This window comes from Pseudoalteromonas sp. APC 3355 (assembly GCF_030407615.1).
GTDB lineage: Bacteria > Pseudomonadota > Gammaproteobacteria > Enterobacterales > Alteromonadaceae > Pseudoalteromonas > Pseudoalteromonas distincta.
Map to the genome: position 1 here is coordinate 297,057 of NZ_JASDDB010000003.1, position 19,285 is coordinate 316,341.

Annotated in this window: 13 protein-coding genes; 7 read left to right on the top strand and 6 right to left on the bottom strand. The window is 40.0% G+C overall.

The features are described from left to right. Window positions 1-139: 139 nt before the first annotated feature. Window positions 140-2,158, top strand: a complete 2,019-nt coding sequence (locus tag QMA08_RS07730; protein WP_290174113.1) for a S9 family peptidase — start codon at window positions 140-142, stop codon at window positions 2,156-2,158. 532 nt (window positions 2,159-2,690) lie between these two features. Here the strand turns inward: QMA08_RS07730 and QMA08_RS07735 are convergent. Beyond that, entirely contained in the window at window positions 2,691-4,292 is a 1,602-nt protein-coding gene (locus QMA08_RS07735; RefSeq protein WP_272451560.1) for an isocitrate lyase, read from the bottom strand. 239 nt (window positions 4,293-4,531) lie between these two features. Here QMA08_RS07735 and QMA08_RS07740 point away from each other — a divergent pair, with 239 nt between their 5' ends. Next, window positions 4,532-6,721 carry a malate synthase G gene (locus QMA08_RS07740; RefSeq protein ID WP_290174114.1) on the top strand — a complete coding sequence of 730 codons (2,190 nt, stop codon included), beginning with the start codon at window positions 4,532-4,534 and terminating at the stop codon, window positions 6,719-6,721. Between the two features lie 200 nt (window positions 6,722-6,921). Here the strand turns inward: QMA08_RS07740 and QMA08_RS07745 are convergent, their stop codons facing one another. The 4 genes from QMA08_RS07745 to QMA08_RS07760 all read right to left on the bottom strand — a co-directional run bounded on the left by QMA08_RS07745 (window position 6,922) and on the right by QMA08_RS07760 (window position 11,673). Beyond that, the gene (locus QMA08_RS07745) at window positions 6,922-7,647 is read right to left on the bottom strand and encodes a YebC/PmpR family DNA-binding transcriptional regulator (protein ID WP_002959197.1); all 726 of its coding nucleotides are present in this window, start codon (window positions 7,645-7,647) and stop codon (window positions 6,922-6,924) included. A gap of 145 nt (window positions 7,648-7,792) precedes the next feature. Next, on the bottom strand, window positions 7,793-8,410 hold the full coding sequence (locus QMA08_RS07750) for an HAD family hydrolase (RefSeq protein ID WP_002959195.1): 618 nt from the start codon (window positions 8,408-8,410) through the stop codon (window positions 7,793-7,795). Between the two features lie 321 nt (window positions 8,411-8,731). Beyond that, window positions 8,732-9,226 carry a DUF6702 family protein gene (locus QMA08_RS07755; RefSeq protein WP_039488858.1) on the bottom strand — a complete coding sequence of 165 codons (495 nt, stop codon included), beginning with the start codon at window positions 9,224-9,226 and terminating at the stop codon, window positions 8,732-8,734. Beyond that, window positions 9,226-11,673 (bottom strand): M1 family metallopeptidase, encoded by a 2,448-nt coding sequence (locus QMA08_RS07760; RefSeq protein WP_138490129.1) that lies wholly within the window; start codon window positions 11,671-11,673, stop codon window positions 9,226-9,228. The genes QMA08_RS07755 and QMA08_RS07760 overlap by 1 nt, the downstream gene beginning before the upstream one ends. 579 nt (window positions 11,674-12,252) lie before the next feature. On the opposite strand from QMA08_RS07760, the gene QMA08_RS07765 reads away from it, so the two are divergent. The 5 genes from QMA08_RS07765 (at window position 12,253) to QMA08_RS07785 (ending at window position 18,782) form a co-directional block, all read left to right on the top strand. Continuing rightward, window positions 12,253-12,489: a hypothetical protein gene (locus QMA08_RS07765; protein ID WP_002959190.1), complete on the top strand. Its 237-nt coding sequence runs from the start codon at window positions 12,253-12,255 to the stop codon at window positions 12,487-12,489. A 78-nt stretch (window positions 12,490-12,567) separates the two neighbouring features. Beyond that, entirely contained in the window at window positions 12,568-13,815 is a 1,248-nt protein-coding gene (locus QMA08_RS07770) for an exonuclease SbcCD subunit D C-terminal domain-containing protein (protein WP_290174115.1), read from the top strand. Next, complete coding sequence (locus QMA08_RS07775) at window positions 13,812-17,462, top strand: AAA family ATPase (RefSeq protein ID WP_290174116.1); 3,651 nt, start codon at window positions 13,812-13,814, stop codon at window positions 17,460-17,462. The genes QMA08_RS07770 and QMA08_RS07775 overlap by 4 nt, the downstream gene beginning before the upstream one ends. A gap of 28 nt (window positions 17,463-17,490) precedes the next feature. Then, complete coding sequence (locus QMA08_RS07780) at window positions 17,491-18,150, top strand: class I SAM-dependent methyltransferase (protein WP_290174117.1); 660 nt, start codon at window positions 17,491-17,493, stop codon at window positions 18,148-18,150. Window positions 18,151-18,317: 167 nt separating this feature from the next. Further along, entirely contained in the window at window positions 18,318-18,782 is a 465-nt protein-coding gene (locus QMA08_RS07785; protein ID WP_290174118.1) for a hypothetical protein, read from the top strand. 97 nt (window positions 18,783-18,879) lie between these two features. On the opposite strand, the gene QMA08_RS07790 is transcribed toward QMA08_RS07785, so the two are convergent. After that, complete coding sequence (locus QMA08_RS07790; RefSeq protein WP_197121120.1) at window positions 18,880-19,272, bottom strand: ACT domain-containing protein; 393 nt, start codon at window positions 19,270-19,272, stop codon at window positions 18,880-18,882. Window positions 19,273-19,285: the final 13 nt, after the last annotated feature.

The window sequence follows — 19,285 nt, forward strand, 5'->3', positions numbered from 1 at the left end:
ACAAATAGAAGCTGTAAACCCCCTTTACAGCTTTAACTCATAGATTTAAATAAGAGCTTCATCGCATCCCACTGTTAATTTAATAATCCCTAACATATAACTACTTAGCAAATTAAAAAAAGTAACAACAGGGATAAAAATGAAAAAGCTTATAACACTTAGCCTCATTTTAGGCTGTAGCAATTTAGCCTACGCTGAAACAAATACACTACAACTGCAAGACGTGTTTAATTTAGAATATGCTAATCAAATAGATATAACCGAAGACGGTAAAACTGTTTATTTTGTGCGTAACCGCATGGATATAAAAACAGATCGCAAAGTGGGTAATATTTGGTCTGTTGATTACAAAACCAAACAAATGCAGCCGCTAACCTCTGGCGTACATATGGATTATTCGCCAGTACTCTCTCCTGATGGTCAACGCCTTGCGTTTATATCAACCCGCGATGGCAGCAGCCAAATATATATTAAATGGCTTAAAACAGGTGCTATGGCAAAAATTAGTAACTTAACGAGTAGTCCACGTTCGATTACATGGAGCCCTGATTCTAACCAATTAATATTTAGCATGTTTGTTCCAAGCGCTAATTCAGCGCCAGTGAGCTTACCAGGTAAACCAAAAGGCGCAACCTGGGCAGAGCCCGCCAAATTTATTGATGATGTGTATTACCGTTCAGATGGTGGCGGGTACACACAAAAAGGTTTTAGTCAGCTATTTACCATAGATGCTAACGGTGGTAATGCTAAACAACTCACTGATGATGAATTTGATAACGCGGGCGATGTAAGTTTTAGTAAAGACGGTAAATCACTTTATTTTTCTGCGAACAGGCACACAAACAACCAGCTAAAACCCACAAATAGTGAAATTTATAAACTCGAGTTAGCCACACAAAATATAACTGAAATTACTGATCGAAATGGTCCTGATGAGCAGCCTAAAGTATCGCCCGATGGTCGTTACTTAGCGTACACAGGTTACGATGATAAACGCACTAATTACGAAAATGCTCAACTTTATATTCGTGATTTAAAAACAGGTAACACAACTAGCTTAACGCCAAATTTTGATCGTAGCGTAGGTCAAATAAAATGGAGTGCCAATTCAAAAGGTGTGTACTTTAGTTACGCCGATAAAGGTCAAACCGCCCTCGCCTATCAACCACGCAGTGGCAAGCGTAAAATAATAACAACCCAAATTGGCAGCGTTGCCTTTGGTCGCCCTTATTCTGGTGGCGACTTTGATGTAAGCGAAGATGGTGAGGTAGCCTTTACCCTTGCAGATACTCAGCGCCCTGCTGATATAGCAACAATTAAACGCGGTAAAGCGCAGCGTTTAACTACCCTTAATGCAGATGCATTGGGCGACAAAGCTTTGGCTAAAGTGGAAGAAATTTGGGTTAAATCAAGCCACGATGAGCTTCCTATTCAGGGGTGGATTGCCTACCCGCCAGAATTTGATAGCAGCAAAAAATACCCGCTAATACTAGAAATTCACGGCGGCCCTGTCGCTAATTATGGCCCGCACTTTAGCGCTGAAATTCAACTGTTTGCAGCCAAAGGTAATGTCGTTTTATACATGAACCCACGTGGTAGTGATTCATATGGTAAAGAGTTTGCACAAACTATTCATCATAATTATCCAAGTAACGATTTTGATGACTTAATGACTAGCGTTGATGCGCTAATAGCGAAAGGCTTTATTGACGAGTCTAAATTGTTTGTAACCGGTGGCTCTGGCGGTGGCGTACTAACAGCTTGGATTGTAGGTCATACCGATCGCTTTGCTGCGGCTGTAGTTGCCAAACCGGTTATTAATTGGATCAGTTTTGTACTAACTGCCGATTTTTACCCGTTTTTTGCTGATTACTGGTTTCCGGGTAAACCGTGGGATCACATTGAGCATTACATGAAGCGCTCGCCTATTAGTTATGTTGGAAACGTTAAAACTCCTACTATGTTGCTCACTGGCGAATCTGACTACCGTACACCAATATCAGAAACTGAGCAGTTTTATCAAGCATTAAAACTACAAAGCGTTGATACTGCAATGGTGCGAATTCCTGATGCATCACATGGTATTACAGCTCGCCCATCAAACTTAATGACCAAAGTTGCTTATATTCAATGGTGGTTTGATAAACACACTAAATAACCTAAAATTTGTATAACATTTATAGCTCAAATAAAAGCCACTTTAAATAAGTGGCTTTTGTATTTATCGCCGTAGTATTCAAACTGTAAACCCCCTTTACACTTCTGTGACAGTTAAATATCGGACTTAGCTAAACTTCAGTTAGTAAAATTTCGGTTTATAGCATTTTTTGTAACTTGAGTTGGTAAAAAATCGGTTTGAGTCACTGTTTATAGCCTCTCAGTTAGTAAAATTTTGTTTTATCGCACGGAGAAGTTAGTAAAAAATCGGTTTATAAATTCGCTAAGTTTGTCTATTAAAGCAAAAATCAGTCACTTACCTGCCTTTTAAAGTTGTTGTAAACGCTTTTTACAGCAAAATCACCCAAAATATGCCGTTTTATGAAAGGTTAGTTAAACTCTGATCTGTAAATTCACTCAGGTAGATAAATAGTGATCCAACATGATTTAGTTAGTTAAAATCTGATCTAAATAAAAATTTAAACAATAAAAAAGGGCCTATTGGCCCTTGAGTAACACTATCTAGTTAGGAATTAAAACTGGTTCATGGTGTTATCTTCACCACCGGCTTTTAGCGCATTATCACCAGAGAAGTATTCTTTGTGTGTATCGCCCATGTTAGACCCTGCTAGGTCTTGGTGTTTAACAGAAGCTTGCTCGCGGCGAATTTCTTGGCGTTGTACATCACGCACGTAAGCCAGCATACCCATATCGCCAAAGTAACCTTCTGATAAAATATCAGTGCTTAGCGCAGCTGTATGGTACGTAGGCAGAGTAATTAAGTGATGGAAAATACCTGCTTCACGTGCGCCATCGCGCTGGAAGTTTTGCACTAGTAAATCGGCTGCTTGTGCAAGTTCTGTTGCATCCATTTCTGGTGCCATAAGGCCTTTATTATCGCCAAGGCTTGGGTAAGCACTAAGGTCACGGCCTGCTTCTTCCCACTCTTGGTACACTTGCTCACGAAACTTAAGCGTCCAGTTAAACGAAGGCGAGTTGTTGTATACCAGTTTTGCATTTGGCACGTGTTCTTTTACACGATTTACCAGTTCTGCAATTTGTTTAACATGTGGTTTTTCTGTTTCAATCCACAGTAAATCAGCGCCCGACTGCAAGCTAGTAATACAATCTAATACTACGCGGTCTTTTTCAGTGCCTTCGCGGAACTGGTATAAACCGTTATCTAGGCGAGTTGGTTTACATAACTGGCCATTAATTTTCATTGCCGTATCGCCTTCATTTAAATCATCAACACCGTTAATTGGCGTAGTTTCTAAAAATGCATTGTATTGGCTTGCTAAGTCACCTGGTGTTTGCGACACAGGTACTTTTTGAGTAAGGCTGGCGCCTAATGAATCTGTACGTGCCACAATAATGCCGTTATCAATACCTAGCTCTAAAAAGGCGTAACGTACTGCGTTAATTTTTGCTAAAAAGTCTTCGTGTGGAACGGTCACTTTACCTGCTTGGTGACCACATTGTTTGGCGTCAGATACTTGGTTTTCTATTTGAATGGCACACGCACCGGCTTCAATCATTTTTTTAGCCAGTAAGTAAGTTGCTTCTTCGTTACCAAAACCGGCATCAATATCAGCAATAATTGGCACAACATGGGTTTCAAAGTTGTCTATTTTATCAATAACAGCTTGAACATCGCCGCCATTCGCTTTTGCTGCATCTAGATCGTTAAACAAGTGGTCTAGTTCACGTGCATCAGCTTGCTTTAAAAATGTGTAAATTTCTTCAATTAATGCAGGTACCGATGTTTTTTCGTGCATGCTTTGATCTGGCAGCGGACCAAATGCAGAGCGAAGTGCTGCAACCATCCAGCCACTTAAGTATACATAGCTGCGTTTAGTTGTTTTTTGATGGCGCTTAATAGCCATCATCATTTGTTGGGCAGTAAAGCCATGCCAACACCCTAAAGATTGCGTGTATTGGCTTGTGTCGGCATCATATGCAGCCATATCTTCACGCATTACGTCTGCTGTGTATTGCGCAATTTCAATCCCTGTACGAAAACGGTTTTGTAAACGCATGCGGCTTGCGTATTCAGGGTTAATAGCTTTCCATGCGCTGCCTTGTGTTTGGCAAAGAGTAGAGAGTGTGTCTGTTTCGCGTTGATATGTTGTCATAATAAAATCCTTCGAACGAGTGTGTAAATTATTTTAATGTTGTGAGAGTGGCTAGGAGTGTGTTCCGTAGCGCTTAATTCAACATTAGGCTCCTTTTCTAGATTTAGTAAATTTATAGTTGTTATTGTGGCTATACATTTTGTGAATGGCTAAAAAGCACTCAACATTGCCTTTTTGAGTTATTGTTGCCTTACGCACAAGCACACAACAACATCGCGACCGTTTAAAGGAAGGCAACTATGTCCCACACTCTCACACATTCAGGACTCAGCGTAGACACACAACTCGCTGATTTCGTTAAAAATCAATTGCTACCAGGTACTCACTTAAGTGAGTCACAATTTTGGCAAAGTTTTGCACATATCGTTCAAACACTTACCCCTACTAATAAGGCACTGCTTGAAAAGCGAGAGCTGCTTCAACAGCAAATAGACGACTACCATCTTGCTAATAAAACCTGGGATAGCGCTAAATACCAAGCCTTTTTGCAAGATATTGGCTATTTAGTTAAAGAGCCTGCCAACTTTGAAATTGAAACCCAAAATGTAGAACCCGAAGTAGCCCTTACAGCAGGCCCTCAGTTGGTTGTGCCTGTAAGTAATGCACGCTTTGCACTTAATGCCGCTAACGCTCGCTGGGGCTCGTTATACGACGCCTTATATGGTACTGATGTGTTAAGCGAAGATGACGGGGCTGAAAAAGGTAATACCTACAACCCTGTTCGTGGTTTTAAGGTAATGGCCTACGCTCGCCAGTTTTTAGATAAAGCATTGCCGCTGACCAATGGCTCCCATATAGAAAGCACGAATTACTCAGTAGTAGATGGCGCACTTTTAATTACCTTGCGTGACAGCTCTCAAACCACATTAGCTAACCCATCTCAGCTTATTGGCTATCAAGGTGAAGCACAAAACCCAACCGTAGTGTTATTAAAAAACAATGACTTACATATAGAGCTACATATCGATCACCACCACATTATTGGCCAAGCAGATAAAGCAGGCTTAAAAGATGTAGTGCTAGAGGCCGCTCTTACCACCATTATGGATTGTGAAGATTCAGTAGCTGCGGTAGATGCAGAAGATAAAGTACAAGTTTATAAAAATTGGCTTGGGTTGATGCAAGGTAACTTAGTTGAATCATTTAAAAAAGGCGATAAAACTGTTGAGCGTACCCTGCAAAGTGATAAAACATACACCGCACTTGATGGCGGCACCGTTACTTTAAAAGGCCGTAGCATGATGTTTGTAAGAAACGTTGGTCATTTAATGACGAACCCTGCTATTACCGATGTGTTTAATCAACCGGTGTTTGAAGGCATTATGGATGCAATGTTTACAGCCACTGCTGCCCTGCACGACCTAAATAAAAAAACAGGTATCAAAAATTCAAGCGCGCAAAGTATTAATATAGTAAAACCAAAAATGCATGGCCCAGAAGAGGTGGCATTTACTAACACTTTATTTAGCTTAGTAGAGGAAGCGCTAAGCTTACCTAAAAACACGCTTAAAATGGGGATTATGGATGAAGAACGCCGTACTTCTGTAAATCTTAAAGCGTGTATTTATGCAGCTAAAGAGCGTGTTGTATTTATTAATACCGGGTTTTTAGATAGAACAGGCGATGAAATTCATACCTCTATGCAAGCGGGCGTTGTGCTTCCAAAAGCACAGATTAAGCAGCAACCATGGATACAAGCTTATGAGGATCGCAACGTCGATATTGGCCTTGCTTGTGGCTTAAGTCATAAAGCACAAATAGGTAAAGGCATGTGGCCAATGCCAGATAAAATGGCATTAATGATGGAGCAAAAACAAGCTCACCCTAAATCAGGCGCTAATACAGCATGGGTGCCCTCCCCTACAGCCGCTACCCTGCATGCAATGCATTATCACGATATAAACGTATTTACTGAGCAGCAAAGTATAGCTAAACGTACTATTGCGAGTCTTAATGACCTGCTTACACCGCCGCTAATGGCAGACCCTAAAACGCTTTCAAAAGAAGATATTCAAAGTGAGCTAGAAAATAACGCACAAGGCATTTTAGGTTACGTTGTACGCTGGATTGATCAAGGCGTAGGTTGCTCAAAAGTACCTGACATTAACCATATCGGTTTAATGGAAGACAGAGCCACACTGCGTATTTCAAGCCAGCATATGGCTAATTGGTTGCTAAATGGCGTGTGCTCACAAGCGCAAATAAAATCAACCATGGCTAAAATGGCAAAAGTGGTTGATGGCCAAAACGAGCATGACACTGCGTATACACCCATGGCAACAAGCGAAGAAACCCTTAATAACAGCATTGCGTTTCAAACCGCTACTGCGCTGGTTTTAGAGGGCGTAACGCAACCTAGTGGTTACACTGAACCACTACTACATAGCTACCGTATAAAATATAAAGCACAAAAGTCGAATACGCTTTAACTGCTTAATCAAAGTTAAAATTAAGTACTAAACCAGCTTAAAAGCTGGTTTTTTATCGCCTAAAATTAGAATAACAGCACTTTTAAGGCATTTTAAAGGTATATAGATAATACACATGAATATCTAACATTTATTCAAACGTAAAAAAGCGTGTTTTGTATACACAAAACACGCTTTTTAAAGCTTTTAACCGTTTACGTTTAATTTTTTACAATGGCATTGTGATAAATGTTTTGTACATCGTCACAATCTTCAAGCATATTTATAAACTTATCAAAGTTAGCAATAACTTCTTCGTCTTCAATTTCAATATTAACTTGAGGGATAAACGTAATTTCGTCTACTTCAAAGTTAATGCCTTCAAATGCGTCTTCAAGGGCAGTTTTAGCTTTAAAGTATTCTGTTGGCGGTGCAAATACCGATATTTTACCGTCCTCCGCTTCAACATCGCTTACATCAACATCAGCCATCATTAATGCTTCTAATACGACTTCATCGTCATCGCCTGCAAAGCCAAGTACCGCATAATGATCAAACATATGCGCTACACAGCCAGGAGTACCAATTTTTGAGTCTGTTTTAGTAAATGGTAAACGTACATCTTTGATAGTACGGTTTGGATTATCAGTTAAACAGTCAACAATAACCATGCAGTTACCAGGGCCATAGCCTTCATAACGGGCAACAGAGTAATCTTCTCCTGCGCCACCGGCTGCTTTTTCAATTGCTTTTTCGATAACGTGTGCGGGTACTTGGTCTTTTTTAGCTTTTTCGATTAGACGGCGAAGTGTTTGGTTTACTTCGGGATCGGGATCACCACTTTTTGCTGCAACGTAAATCTCTTTTCCGTACTTTGAGTTTACTTTTGTTTTTGCATTGGCTGTTTTGATCATAGAACTTTGACGAACTACAAATGCTCTGCCCATTTTGTGCCCCTAATGAATACGTTACGTTTTGCGGTATTTTACCAATTCAAAACGTATTGGGCTAGCTCCGCAATGGGCAAAACTTGATTAATAAAAACTTTTATAACTACATACTCATTTCAGAATAAATCAAATGGCATGCTATTTAACATAACTCTATTTTTTCAGAATAACTCTCAACTAATGTCACCAAGTCAGCAAAGTCATGTAAAACGTAATCGGCCTGATCGGCGTAAGCTGGTGTTAACTCTGGAGCGTATAAACATGCACGCATATTTGCATTATGCGCAGCTTGAATATCGTAAAGGTAATCTCCTACATAAAGTAAGTTTCTGGCATTAATGTTCCAAAGTGTAGCAATAGCATTTAAAGCGCTGGGATCTGGTTTTGCAGGTGCATCGCTTCGCGTTAAAACTGTGCTAATAGGAAGTGGGTTATTTTGTAATTTAATTGCAGCCGCTTTATCAAAATTGCGAGTAACAATTGCCATCGGTATATTTTTAGACTTTAAAGCATTAATAGCTTCACTCACGCCGGGTAAAATACTGGCATGTTGTGCATCTATTAATTCGTGTTGGTGAACTATATTCATTGCCTCTTCACGCATATACGGTGAGGGCAACTGAGCGATGTAATCAAGCAAATCTTGCTCGCAAGGGCAACCTATTTGGGCTTTAATTAATGTAAAATCTAGTTCGGATGAAACTAATGTTCCATCTAAATCAAAAATTACTCCAAAAATAGCCTCAACCTGAGTAGTCATATCATTCCCTGAATTTAGTTATTACTAAATAAAATTTAAACATAAAATTCTCTACTGCTTATGCCCAAGCCAGTTATAGCTAAAGGGATAAATGAAACTAACTATATTTAAATTATTTATTTGCACTGCTATCAATCTATTGATAATACAGTAAATATAATTGGTAGTTGTAGCATGCGCAAATAATGGTAAATATACAAATTGAACTACCAATTTTTACGTAAATTTACATATACCAGATCAAAAATGAACGCAGTTTAAACGTATAAAGAAAACGCGCACATTAACTGCAGTGCGCGTTGGTTGGGGAAGTTTTAACTGTTAATTTTGCTCAAAGCGGGCTTCGAGCCAAGTATCATCTTGTGCAAAGTTTAAAGTTTTAATCTTACCTTTGCCCTCAACGTTTACCATATTTACCTGAGATGGCCATAAATCACGAAGCGCGCCATTGCTCATTTTAATTCCTTCAATGTTTTCAGGAATTGGTGCTTCTTGGTAAACCCAAAAAAACTTACCATCAACTTGTGCTCCCACAAAGTTAAGTGGTAAAGGTTCACCACTTAACGTTTGTAGAGCAACATGCGATTCAACATACTTAGCAAAACGTTGCTGATCGGCTTTATTACTAATAATATCGATTTTGCCTTCAAATAATGTTCCTACGGCGTGTTCGGTATCATGTAAATAAAAGCGATGCATTAACTCAATATTATGCGTTCGTTTATTAAAAAGCACGGTTGTAACTGACGATTTTAGTTGATGCGCCATACTCGGCGCAGCAACTAAAAGGCAAACAATAATAAGCAAAAAGCGCATTATTGCGGCTCCTCACCGTTATCTTTTTCGTCTTTCTTCTCATCAGTTTTAAGCTCAGTTTTAATATCTTGCATGATATCGCGACTTACTTTAGCTTTACTCTTTTCCTTTTTAAACACTTCAATACGTGAAGGAATAATACGACGAGGGTAGTTATTATTTTCAATATCTACATCCGCAGTTTCCCAATTAGGATCTACAGTAACTGATACAAGCGGTTTGTTTTTATCGGTAACAATTAGCTTTTGAACATTTTTATAATTACGACGCCAAATTTCAGCAGGAATATAACGCTCTTCGGTTGTGCCATCTTCATATGTTAGCTCAAGTAATATAGGCATTACCAAACCACCAAGGTTTGAAAATTCCATAACGTAGTAGTTTTTATCTTCTTCTAAAGCACGTTCAAGCGTTTTACGCTCCCACGGCTCTAAGCCTTTTAAAAACTTATTGTACGAGTTACGTTCTTTATTGGTTACAGTAAATCGGTCGTTTTCGTCATAAAAATCGGTAACATCAGGGTTTTGCTCAACCCATGTTTTTTTACCTTCGGCGCGGTTACGCTCAACAAATAATGACGTAGGCTTATCTGCTTCAATATCACGTAAACGGCTGTAATCAATATCAGGGTTTTTAGTGTCTAAACGTAGTTGATACACTTTATCTAAAGAGATATCAACATGGTCTGTGGTGTAAAACCAGCCACGCCAAAACCAATCTAAATCAACACCAGAGGCTTCTTCCATTGTGCGGAAAAAATCAGCTGGGGTAGGGCGCTTGTATTTCCAGCGCTGAGCATACTCTTTAAATGCAAAGTCGAATAAGTCACGGCCTAAAATTACTTCACGTAAAATATTAAGGGCTGCGGCAGGTTTAGTATAAGCATTAGGGCCTAAACGTAATACGCTGTCTGACTGAGTCATAATTGGTACTTGGACTTCAGACTTCATGTAGCTCACTATATCGCGAGGCTCAACACCCCAAGGAATAGTAGGATCCCATTCACGACCAGCAACACCATCTAAAAAGCTGTTTAGGCCTTCATCCATCCACGTCCATTGGCGCTCATCTGAGTTCACAATCATCGGAAAGTAAATATGACCAACTTCATGAATAACTACGCCAAGTAAAAAGCGCTTTTCAGCCTGAGAATAAGTACGAGTACCGTCATCTTGTAACTTAGTACGCGGACCGTTAAAGGTGATCATTGGGTATTCCATACCACCAACGGGGCCATTAACCGACTGTGCAGTTGGGTACGGGTAATCAAACGAATACTTAGAGTACACTTCCATTGTGTGTACTACCGCTTCAGTTGAGTACTTTTTCCATAAGTCACCACCTTCTTTAGGGAAGAACGACATTGCCATAACTAAAGGCTGAACGTCACCACCTTGCTGATAACCTTTTGCATCCCACATAAACTTACGAGACGACGCCCAAGCAAAGTCACGAACATTCTGTGCTTTAAAGTGCCACGTTTTAGTTTTGTCGGTGCCTTCTTTTTCGTTTTCTAGCGCTTCTTCTGCGTTAACAATAAACACAGGACGCTTAGATGTTTCAGCTTGCTTTAAACGTTTGCGCTGAGTACTTGTAAGTACTTTGCTCGCGTTATCAAGCTTACCTGTTGCCGATACAATGTGATCCGCAGGAACAGTAATCTCAACATCGTAATCACCAAACTCAAGCGTAAACTCACCAGAGCCTAAAAATGGCTTGTTTGTCCATGCTTCGTAATCGGTATAAGCCGCTAAGCGAGGGAACCACTGAGCAATTAAGAATATGTCGTTGCCATCTTCTTCAAAGTGCTCGTAACCAGAACGTGCACCTACAGCATCTTCTTCAACAATGTTGAAGGCAAAGTTCATGCTAAATTCTACTTCTTTACCTGGTTTTAATGGCTCGTTTAAATCAATACGCATTAAAGTATCAACTACAGTTACGCGTAGCTCTTTACCATCGTCATCCTTTACGCCACTGATTGTATAACCCAGTTCGTTGTCGCTCATAAATTGCTGACGGCGTAAGTCACCTAAACTTAATTTAGCAGGCTTTTGAGCTGGTAGACTTTCTAAAGTGCTTTTAAACGTTTTAGTTGTTTCGGCAATAGAATCACTTTTAAAAATATTTTGATCTAACTGTAACCATAAATATTTGAGTGTATGCGGAGAGTTATTTTTATATTCAATGCTTTGGCTACCGGTAATACGGTGCTTTTTTTCATCTAGCTTTACATCAATATCGTAGTTTACACGTTGCTGCCAGTATTTTTCACCTGGTTCGCCAGCGGCACTACGATAAACGTTGGGTGTAGGAAGCGCTTCGTCTAATTGACGAAATTTATCAACAAAAGAACCTTTTGTTTGCTCAACCGAAGACGCCATAACCGCACTAGATATTGCCAAAGGCAATACAAAAGCACTTAGCGTAAGACCTATTTTTTTCATTGTTAGTCCTAATATAATTTTGTGAGCATACTTTGACAAATATACTAGTTAGCTTCAATAAATTAGCGACCAAGTACCGTATTTTTAGGGTGATGTTCACTTAGTTTATTAGATTGAAAAGTACAATTATTTTGTAACAAAATACGAATAAATAAAAACTGTAAAGGGGGTTTACAAAAGTGGGGTTTAAAAATGGTTTTGAGCTGTTAAATACAAGTTTTAGAGCTTGGAAAAAGTACATTAACTTTACCTACTTTGCTAAAAAAGTATTGCTTTAGCATTATCAGGTAAACCAATAATCCTACGTATAAGCGTCTCAAATTTGCAACAAGTAAAATGAGCTAAAAGCCCACTCTACTGAACAAAAATACAGTGTAAACAGCTGAATTATTGGCTCAAATATTGCCGAACTTCCTTAATATTCGCTATTTTTACGATAAATGATAAATAGTGCAATTTTAGGTTGATCTTTAGTGCAGTTTATATTTAAAATCGCCAACCTTTTTATTTGAGGCAAATAAATTCGTCACATTTATCCTCAAATTAATATCGATTACTAGCAAGAAATGCGGTGGGCTTATGGATTTTTACATCCTAAAAAAACAACAAGAACTAATTGCGATTCCAGCAAGTGAGAATAACTGTAAGCAGTATCTCGATTCGGGTTATTTTTATATCGATAAAGTAGCAGCGTGCAACGAAACTAATGCACTAAAGGCGCTACACGCAAAACAAACTAAAACGTTAAAAATTCCATTATTAATGGCACTTTTAGCATTACCGGTTGTTTTTTCAGCTTGGTACAGTTTAACCTAACGTAATGCACGGCTTAGGCTTGCATCTTTAACAGCCTTGGGTATATTGGCGCTCTTACGGTTTTATTAAGAGCGCGACATGAAAGTCCTCCACACCTCAGATTGGCACCTTGGCCAACAATTTTACGAACACGATCGCCGTGTTGAACATCAAGCCTTTTTTACATGGTTATTAGCCACTCTTGTTGAACAACAAATAGACTTACTTTTAGTTGCTGGCGATATTTATCATACCGCGACTCCAAGTGCTAGCGCCGAAAATCAGCTTTACCAATTTATTAAAGACGCCAAAAAGGCATCCCCACAATTACACGTAGTGATTATTGCGGGTAACCACGACTCTGCAAATCGTATTTTGGCAGCTCAGCCATTACTAGCGCAATTTGATACGCACGTAGTAGGGCGCTTTGATGTCGCAACACCCGATGAAACTGTTATTACCATAAATACCAATGGTAAACGCGCTGTAATCGTCGCTATGCCATTTTTACGTGCAAGCGATGTAAGTTTAATTAGCCAAACCGAAAGCGGCCCTAGTTATGCTCAAGGCGTTGCAAAAGCTTACGAGCTTGCACTAGAACACGCTACTAATATAAACGAGCAAAACTCACCATTAATAGTTATGGGGCATTTACACGCAAAAGGCGGGGATATCTCAAGTGATTCTGAGCGTAACTTAGTGATAGGTGGTGAGGAGTCTATTTCAGCCAATGTATTTGGTAAACAAGCCAACTATGTTGCCCTTGGGCATTTACACAAAGCGCAACAAGTCGCTAAAAGCGATATTATTCGCTACAGCGGCACACCTATACCTATGTCGTTTTCAGAACGTAACTACACGCACCAAGTAAATGTTGTTGAGTTTATTATTGATGAAAAACAACATATTAGTACAACTGTAAACCCCCTTTACATTCCGCGCTCTGCCGATGTAATTATTTTACCAAAAGGGGAGTGTGTACCATTAAACGAACTATGCGAGCAAATTAAAGCGCTCGACACCGCACAAAATACAACAGCGCCTTATTTACGTGTAAAGCTTAAATCAAGCGATATCGACACCACCTTCAGAGAACAAATAGAACAAGCACTTGAAGGTAAGCATATTAAATTTTGTGGTATTGAACGTGTACGTGAGCAATCAGCGCAAAATGACGACAACACCGTATTTGAAGATTTAAGCGAAGTTGAAATGCTCAACCCACTAAACCTATTAGAACAAGCATTCGCAAACGATAAAGACATGGCTGGGCAAAGTGTACCCAATGAGCTAAAAGCACTTTTAAGTGACGTGATAAACGAGCTTACGGAGCAAGAACAACTATGAAAATAACCGCAGTTCGTATTCATAATTTAGCTTCAATAGTTGATGCTGAAATAGACTTTACTAAAGCCCCATTAAAAGATGCAGGATTGTTTGCGATAACAGGCGATACCGGCGCTGGTAAAAGTACCTTCTTAGATGCTATTTGTTTAGCCCTTTATACAAAAACAGCGAGGCTGCGCGGCGATAAAGGTAACTTAATTGAGTTTAACGGCGACAGCATTAAGCTTAATGATGCGCGAAACTTGCTACGCAGAGGTACATGGGAAGGCTACGCCGAGGTCGACTTTTTAGGGCAAGATAAACAGCTTTATCGTGCGCGCTATACAATTTCACGCACCCATAAAAAAGTAACAGGCAAACTTAAAGTAGCAGAGCACACCTTAGTAACCCTGCCAGAGCAAACCTTAATAGCAGACAAAAGCCACACAATAAAAGAAGTTGAGAGCAAAATAGGGCTTAACTTTGAGCAGTTCTCCCGTGCCGTACTTTTAGCGCAACATGAGTTTGCTGCATTTTTAAAAGCCACTGGCGATGAGCGAGCACAACTTTTAGAGTGTTTAACAGGCACCGATAAATTTAGCCGTATTGGCGTGCGTATTTTTGAGCGCTATAAAGAGCAAGTAGCAAAGCTTGAAGCGCTTAAAGCAGGCCTTGAAAGCTATACCTTATTAACACCAGAAGAACTTGAGCTACAACAAACCAAGTTAACCGATTTAAAAGCGCAAACCGAACACACTAAAAAAGAGCTGACCAAAACCGAAAAAGCACTTAACTGGTATCAGCAAGCTACAGTGCTTGAGCAAAGCTTACTGCAGGCACAGCAAACCCAGCAACAAGCAAGCTCAGCGCTTGAAAGTATTACCTCACAAAGCGAGCAGGCAAAACAAGCCAAGCAGGCGCTTGAAATAAAAGATAACCGCAGCCGTTTTACTCAATTAACCGATCAAAATACGGCGTTAGAGCAGCAAATAACATCACTTAAAAGTGTTGATCATTTAGCGGTAATTAACGAGCGTAATACCGCGCTTGCTAAGCATACTGAGCTACTTAATAACGCCAATGAGCAAAAACAAAATGCAGCGCCCGTTATAGCAAAAGCGAGAGAGCTCGACAGCAGCATTGCCTTGCAAACTCAAGCTGTAAAAGGCACAGAGTCGCAAATAACCAAAGAGCAAACTCAACTTGATGAACTCACACAGCAGCTTAAACAAAGCAATAACGAGCTAGAACTCGCTAATACCGACTCAACTAAAAGCCAGCAATGGCTTAATGAGCATGCACAGCTGCACGTTTTAGCAAAAGACTGGAGCTACTATCAGCAAAGCTTTAATACCTACTTAAATGCACAACAGCAATTAACTGCAAACCTTGCACAAAGCCAAACTCTTAATACCGAGCTTGCAGGTCAGAGCGATCTTTTAAATACACAAAATAATAAAGTGCAGCAGTGCGAGGCGTTACTTACGAGCGAGCAGTCAGCTTTGCAGGTTTTAAATACTCAGCTTAATGAATTTAATGCAGAGCACTGCGACGCGCAGTTAAAAAGTATTGATTACTTAAAAGAGCAGCGAGAGCGCTATAAGCAATTTAACGCAGAACTAAAACAAAGCACTCAACGCCAGCAAGTGCTCAATCAGCAGCTAAATGAAAGCCAGCAAGCCCATGCTTTACTTAATCAGCATTTAATAACTAGCGAGCAAGCACTTAAAGGCAGCGAGTACGCACTTAACCAAGCGCGTTTAAGAGCCAGCGAAAACGTAGAGCATTTACGCACTGAGCTTCGCCCTAATGAGCCTTGTTTAGTGTGCGGCGCAACGGATCACCCGTATGCGGTAAATCAAAATCAGCAATTAAATAACTTAATTATTGATTTTGAAAATGCTTTTAATATAGCTAAAAAGCAATTTGACCATGCACAAAGCGAGCTGCATAAGCACCAAACTCAACATGCTGTGTTAACTGCTGAACACGGACAACTTGAGCAAATAATACAAACAGCAAAAGCCAAACAGCTCGACATTAAAAATACCATGCAAGGCGCACGTAATGAGCTTAACGACTTAACGCCTGATCAGCTTGAAGTAACTTATAAGCAATTAACGCAGCAAAAAGCGCAATACTTTGAGCAACAAAAACGCCAACGTACACTGCAAACCAAAGTAAATGAGCTACAAGCAGCACTTAAAGCAGAGCAGCAAGTACAGCAGCAGTTGAGTAATAAACACCTTGAGCTTACACACCAGCAAAACCAGTTAACGAGTAAGCATAGCGAGCTAAGTGCGCAAATTAACGAGCTGGGTACAACGCTCAATAATCAATTTGAAAACAGTGATTTTTGGCAGCAATTACAAGCCAATACGCTTGAACTTACCGAGCTGAACAAGCAGGTTACGCAGTATCAGCAAACTCAAACGCAACTTGAGCAAAGCCAAAAGCGCCAAGACACAGCTAATGAGCAAATAAAGCAGCTTAGCCCGCTTGTTAGTAAAAACGAGCAATCGTTAAAAGCACTTAATGAAGAGTTTGTAAAAGCTAAAGCGCTATTAGACGCGGTACAAAGTGAGCGCTTAGCTTTATTTAATAACGAGCAAATAAGCGCAGACGACTATCAAGCAAAACTCACAAGTGAGCAAGAGCAAAAGCAATCGCAGGTTCAAGCGAGTCAAAAAGCCTATGACGACGCTATAAAACAACGAGATGAACACGCTATAACGCTTAAAAATGTGGAGCAACGCTTACTTGAAAACAGCCAAGAACTAGCAACACTTGAGGCACGTTATAACCAGTGGTTTGCTGACTTTAAAGCGCAATACAGCGATGTTACGCACGAACAGGTCAAAATTTTACTAACGCTAAGTAGCGAGACTATTAAAGCGCATTTAACTCAGCACGAGCAGTTAACTCAAGCGTTAACAGATGCAAATGCCGCATTAAAACAGCAGCAACTTACGCTTGAAAAACACAACAGTAGCGATAAGCCAACACAAAGTGCAGAGGCTTTAAGTACGCAATTAAGCAGCTTAAATGAGCAACAAACGCAGCTGCAAAATTCATTACTAGCAACTAATACCGCTATTGAGCAACACAACCAAAACGCAAAGGCGCTTGAAGGCAAACAAGCTGAGTTAACTACGCTTAAAACACAGGTAGAGCAGTGGCATTTGCTTAATAAAGTATTGGGCGATGCAACGGGTAAAACTATGCGTAACTTAGCACAAACACAAACGTTAAAAATATTACTGCACTATGCCAACAGCCATTTAAAAACACTCAACAAACGCTACGAATTAACCGCCATAGCGCAAACGCTCGACATTGCAATTATCGACCGCGACATGGCCGACGAGCAACGCTCTGTTAATACGCTCTCGGGCGGTGAGTCATTTTTAGTATCGCTAGCGCTTGCACTTGGTTTAGCATCGCTTTCGTCTAACAAAGTACAAATCAATTCTTTGTTTATTGACGAAGGGTTTGGTACGTTAGATAGCGAAACCCTAAGCATTGCAATGGACGCTTTGGATTCTTTGCAAGCACAAGGCAGAAAAGTAGGCGTTATATCGCACGTAACACAAATGAGCGAGCGTGTAGCCACTCAAGTGCATGTAGCCAAAAAGCCAGGTGGATATTCCACAGTTGAAGTTTTATAAGCAACATTACTGAAAACAAGGAGATACAATGCCAACGTTTACAGGCGAGCAAGCAACACAATACGATAGCCGCATAACCCGTTTAGTTCCTGGTTATGAATTATTACATCAGCTCACTAACGCACAGCTAAAAGCAACGCTAAGCGACAATGCGCATATTTTGGTAGTAGGGGCAGGCACAGGCAAAGAAGTACTTGCACTGGCTGCACTAAACCCTACATGGCAATTTACTGCGCAAGATACATCAGCCGATATGCTCGCTATCGCACAGCACCAATTTGATGAACAAGGCATAACAAGCCGCGTAGATGTACATAATGGCCCCGTTGATAAATTATCGGTTAAAGCCGATGCCGTTTTATGTTTATTAGTAATGCATTTTTTAGAAGATAACGGCGATAAAAAAGAGTTATTAAAAGCAATGAAGGGCAATCTTAAAAAAGATGCACTCCTTTATATTGCTGATTTAATGCGTCCCGAAACGACGTTTGAGCGCGAAGCTCAACTTACCACATGCGCGCAATTGGGTTTAACCGAAACCGGTAAAACACAAATGGGACACGACCTAGAAAATGAGTTTTACCCGCTCGATAGAATGCGCTTTAGCGAACTGCTAAATGAGTGCAAATTTGGCATTCCAAAGCTGTATTTTAAAGCGCTAGGTTTTAGTGGGTATGTAATTAAATAGTTTTAAATTTAAGTAATATAGCCACATAAACACCGAGTAAGCTTACTCGGTGTTTTATTTTATACATACACTTACAATTTCTGACAGATACAAACAATGTTCTCACATATTTTTTATGCTCTGATACTTACTATTTCCCTATTAAAATGATTAAAAGGGAAATCAGCATGAAAAAGTATCTTATAGTGGTATTACTCCTCACGGGTTGCGCATCACAAGGTGTTGACCGTAACAATCAAAATCAAATAATTAAACGCTATTACGCCTCGGTAGAATCTATGCAACGTGTAACACTTTCATCAGAAGTGGGTACAGGCATAGCAGCAGGCGCCGGATTTGGCTTTGTAGATAATTTAGATGGTAATACCCAAGAAATGGTAGGCGGAGCAATAATCGGTGGGTTAGTTGGAGGGTTATTTACCGCATTGTTTGAAGGCGGCAACGATGCGTATCAGTATAATTTATACGCTGCCAGCGAGGGCGAGTTTACGGTTATTCAAAAACAAAAACTCAATAAAAATACACTATGCGTAGTGGTAAATGCAGGAAGTAAAATTAAGCTTGAGCCAGTAGATAAACAATACTGCGAAAATAGTCCAAATGTGCACAAAAAAGCTGATGTTGCTCTATAGCAATATCAGCTTTTGTATTGTTGTAGATCGGTTAAGCGAAGCGCCACCCGATGCTCTAATATCCACATCACTTAGCTCCTTGCTTATGCCTGCAAACTTAACCAATCTCTCCAAGTGCTTTCATCGCGGCCTGTGCTTTATCTGTTTGTACAAAAATGTGGTCGTGATAAAACGCAGCGACCACATTAGCACTTATATTATGCTCAGTGAGCTTTGCAGATACTGCAGCGGTTAAACCGACTGCCTCTAAGCTTGAATGTACATTAAGAGTAATTAAATTATATTTACCCTCGTAAGTAATACCTGCTTTATCGGCGGTTTCAGCTTTTAATATAAGGGTTAGCCCTTCTTCTTCAACATAAGTGGCAAGTGGCTCTAAATGAACATAATCAGCCAATTTCCCTGCTAAGCAACAAAAAATATACTCGCCTTGCTTAAGCGCTGGCTGCATTGATTTTAATAATTCGTTTAACTCTAAAATTCCGGCCATGGTCGTTCCTTAC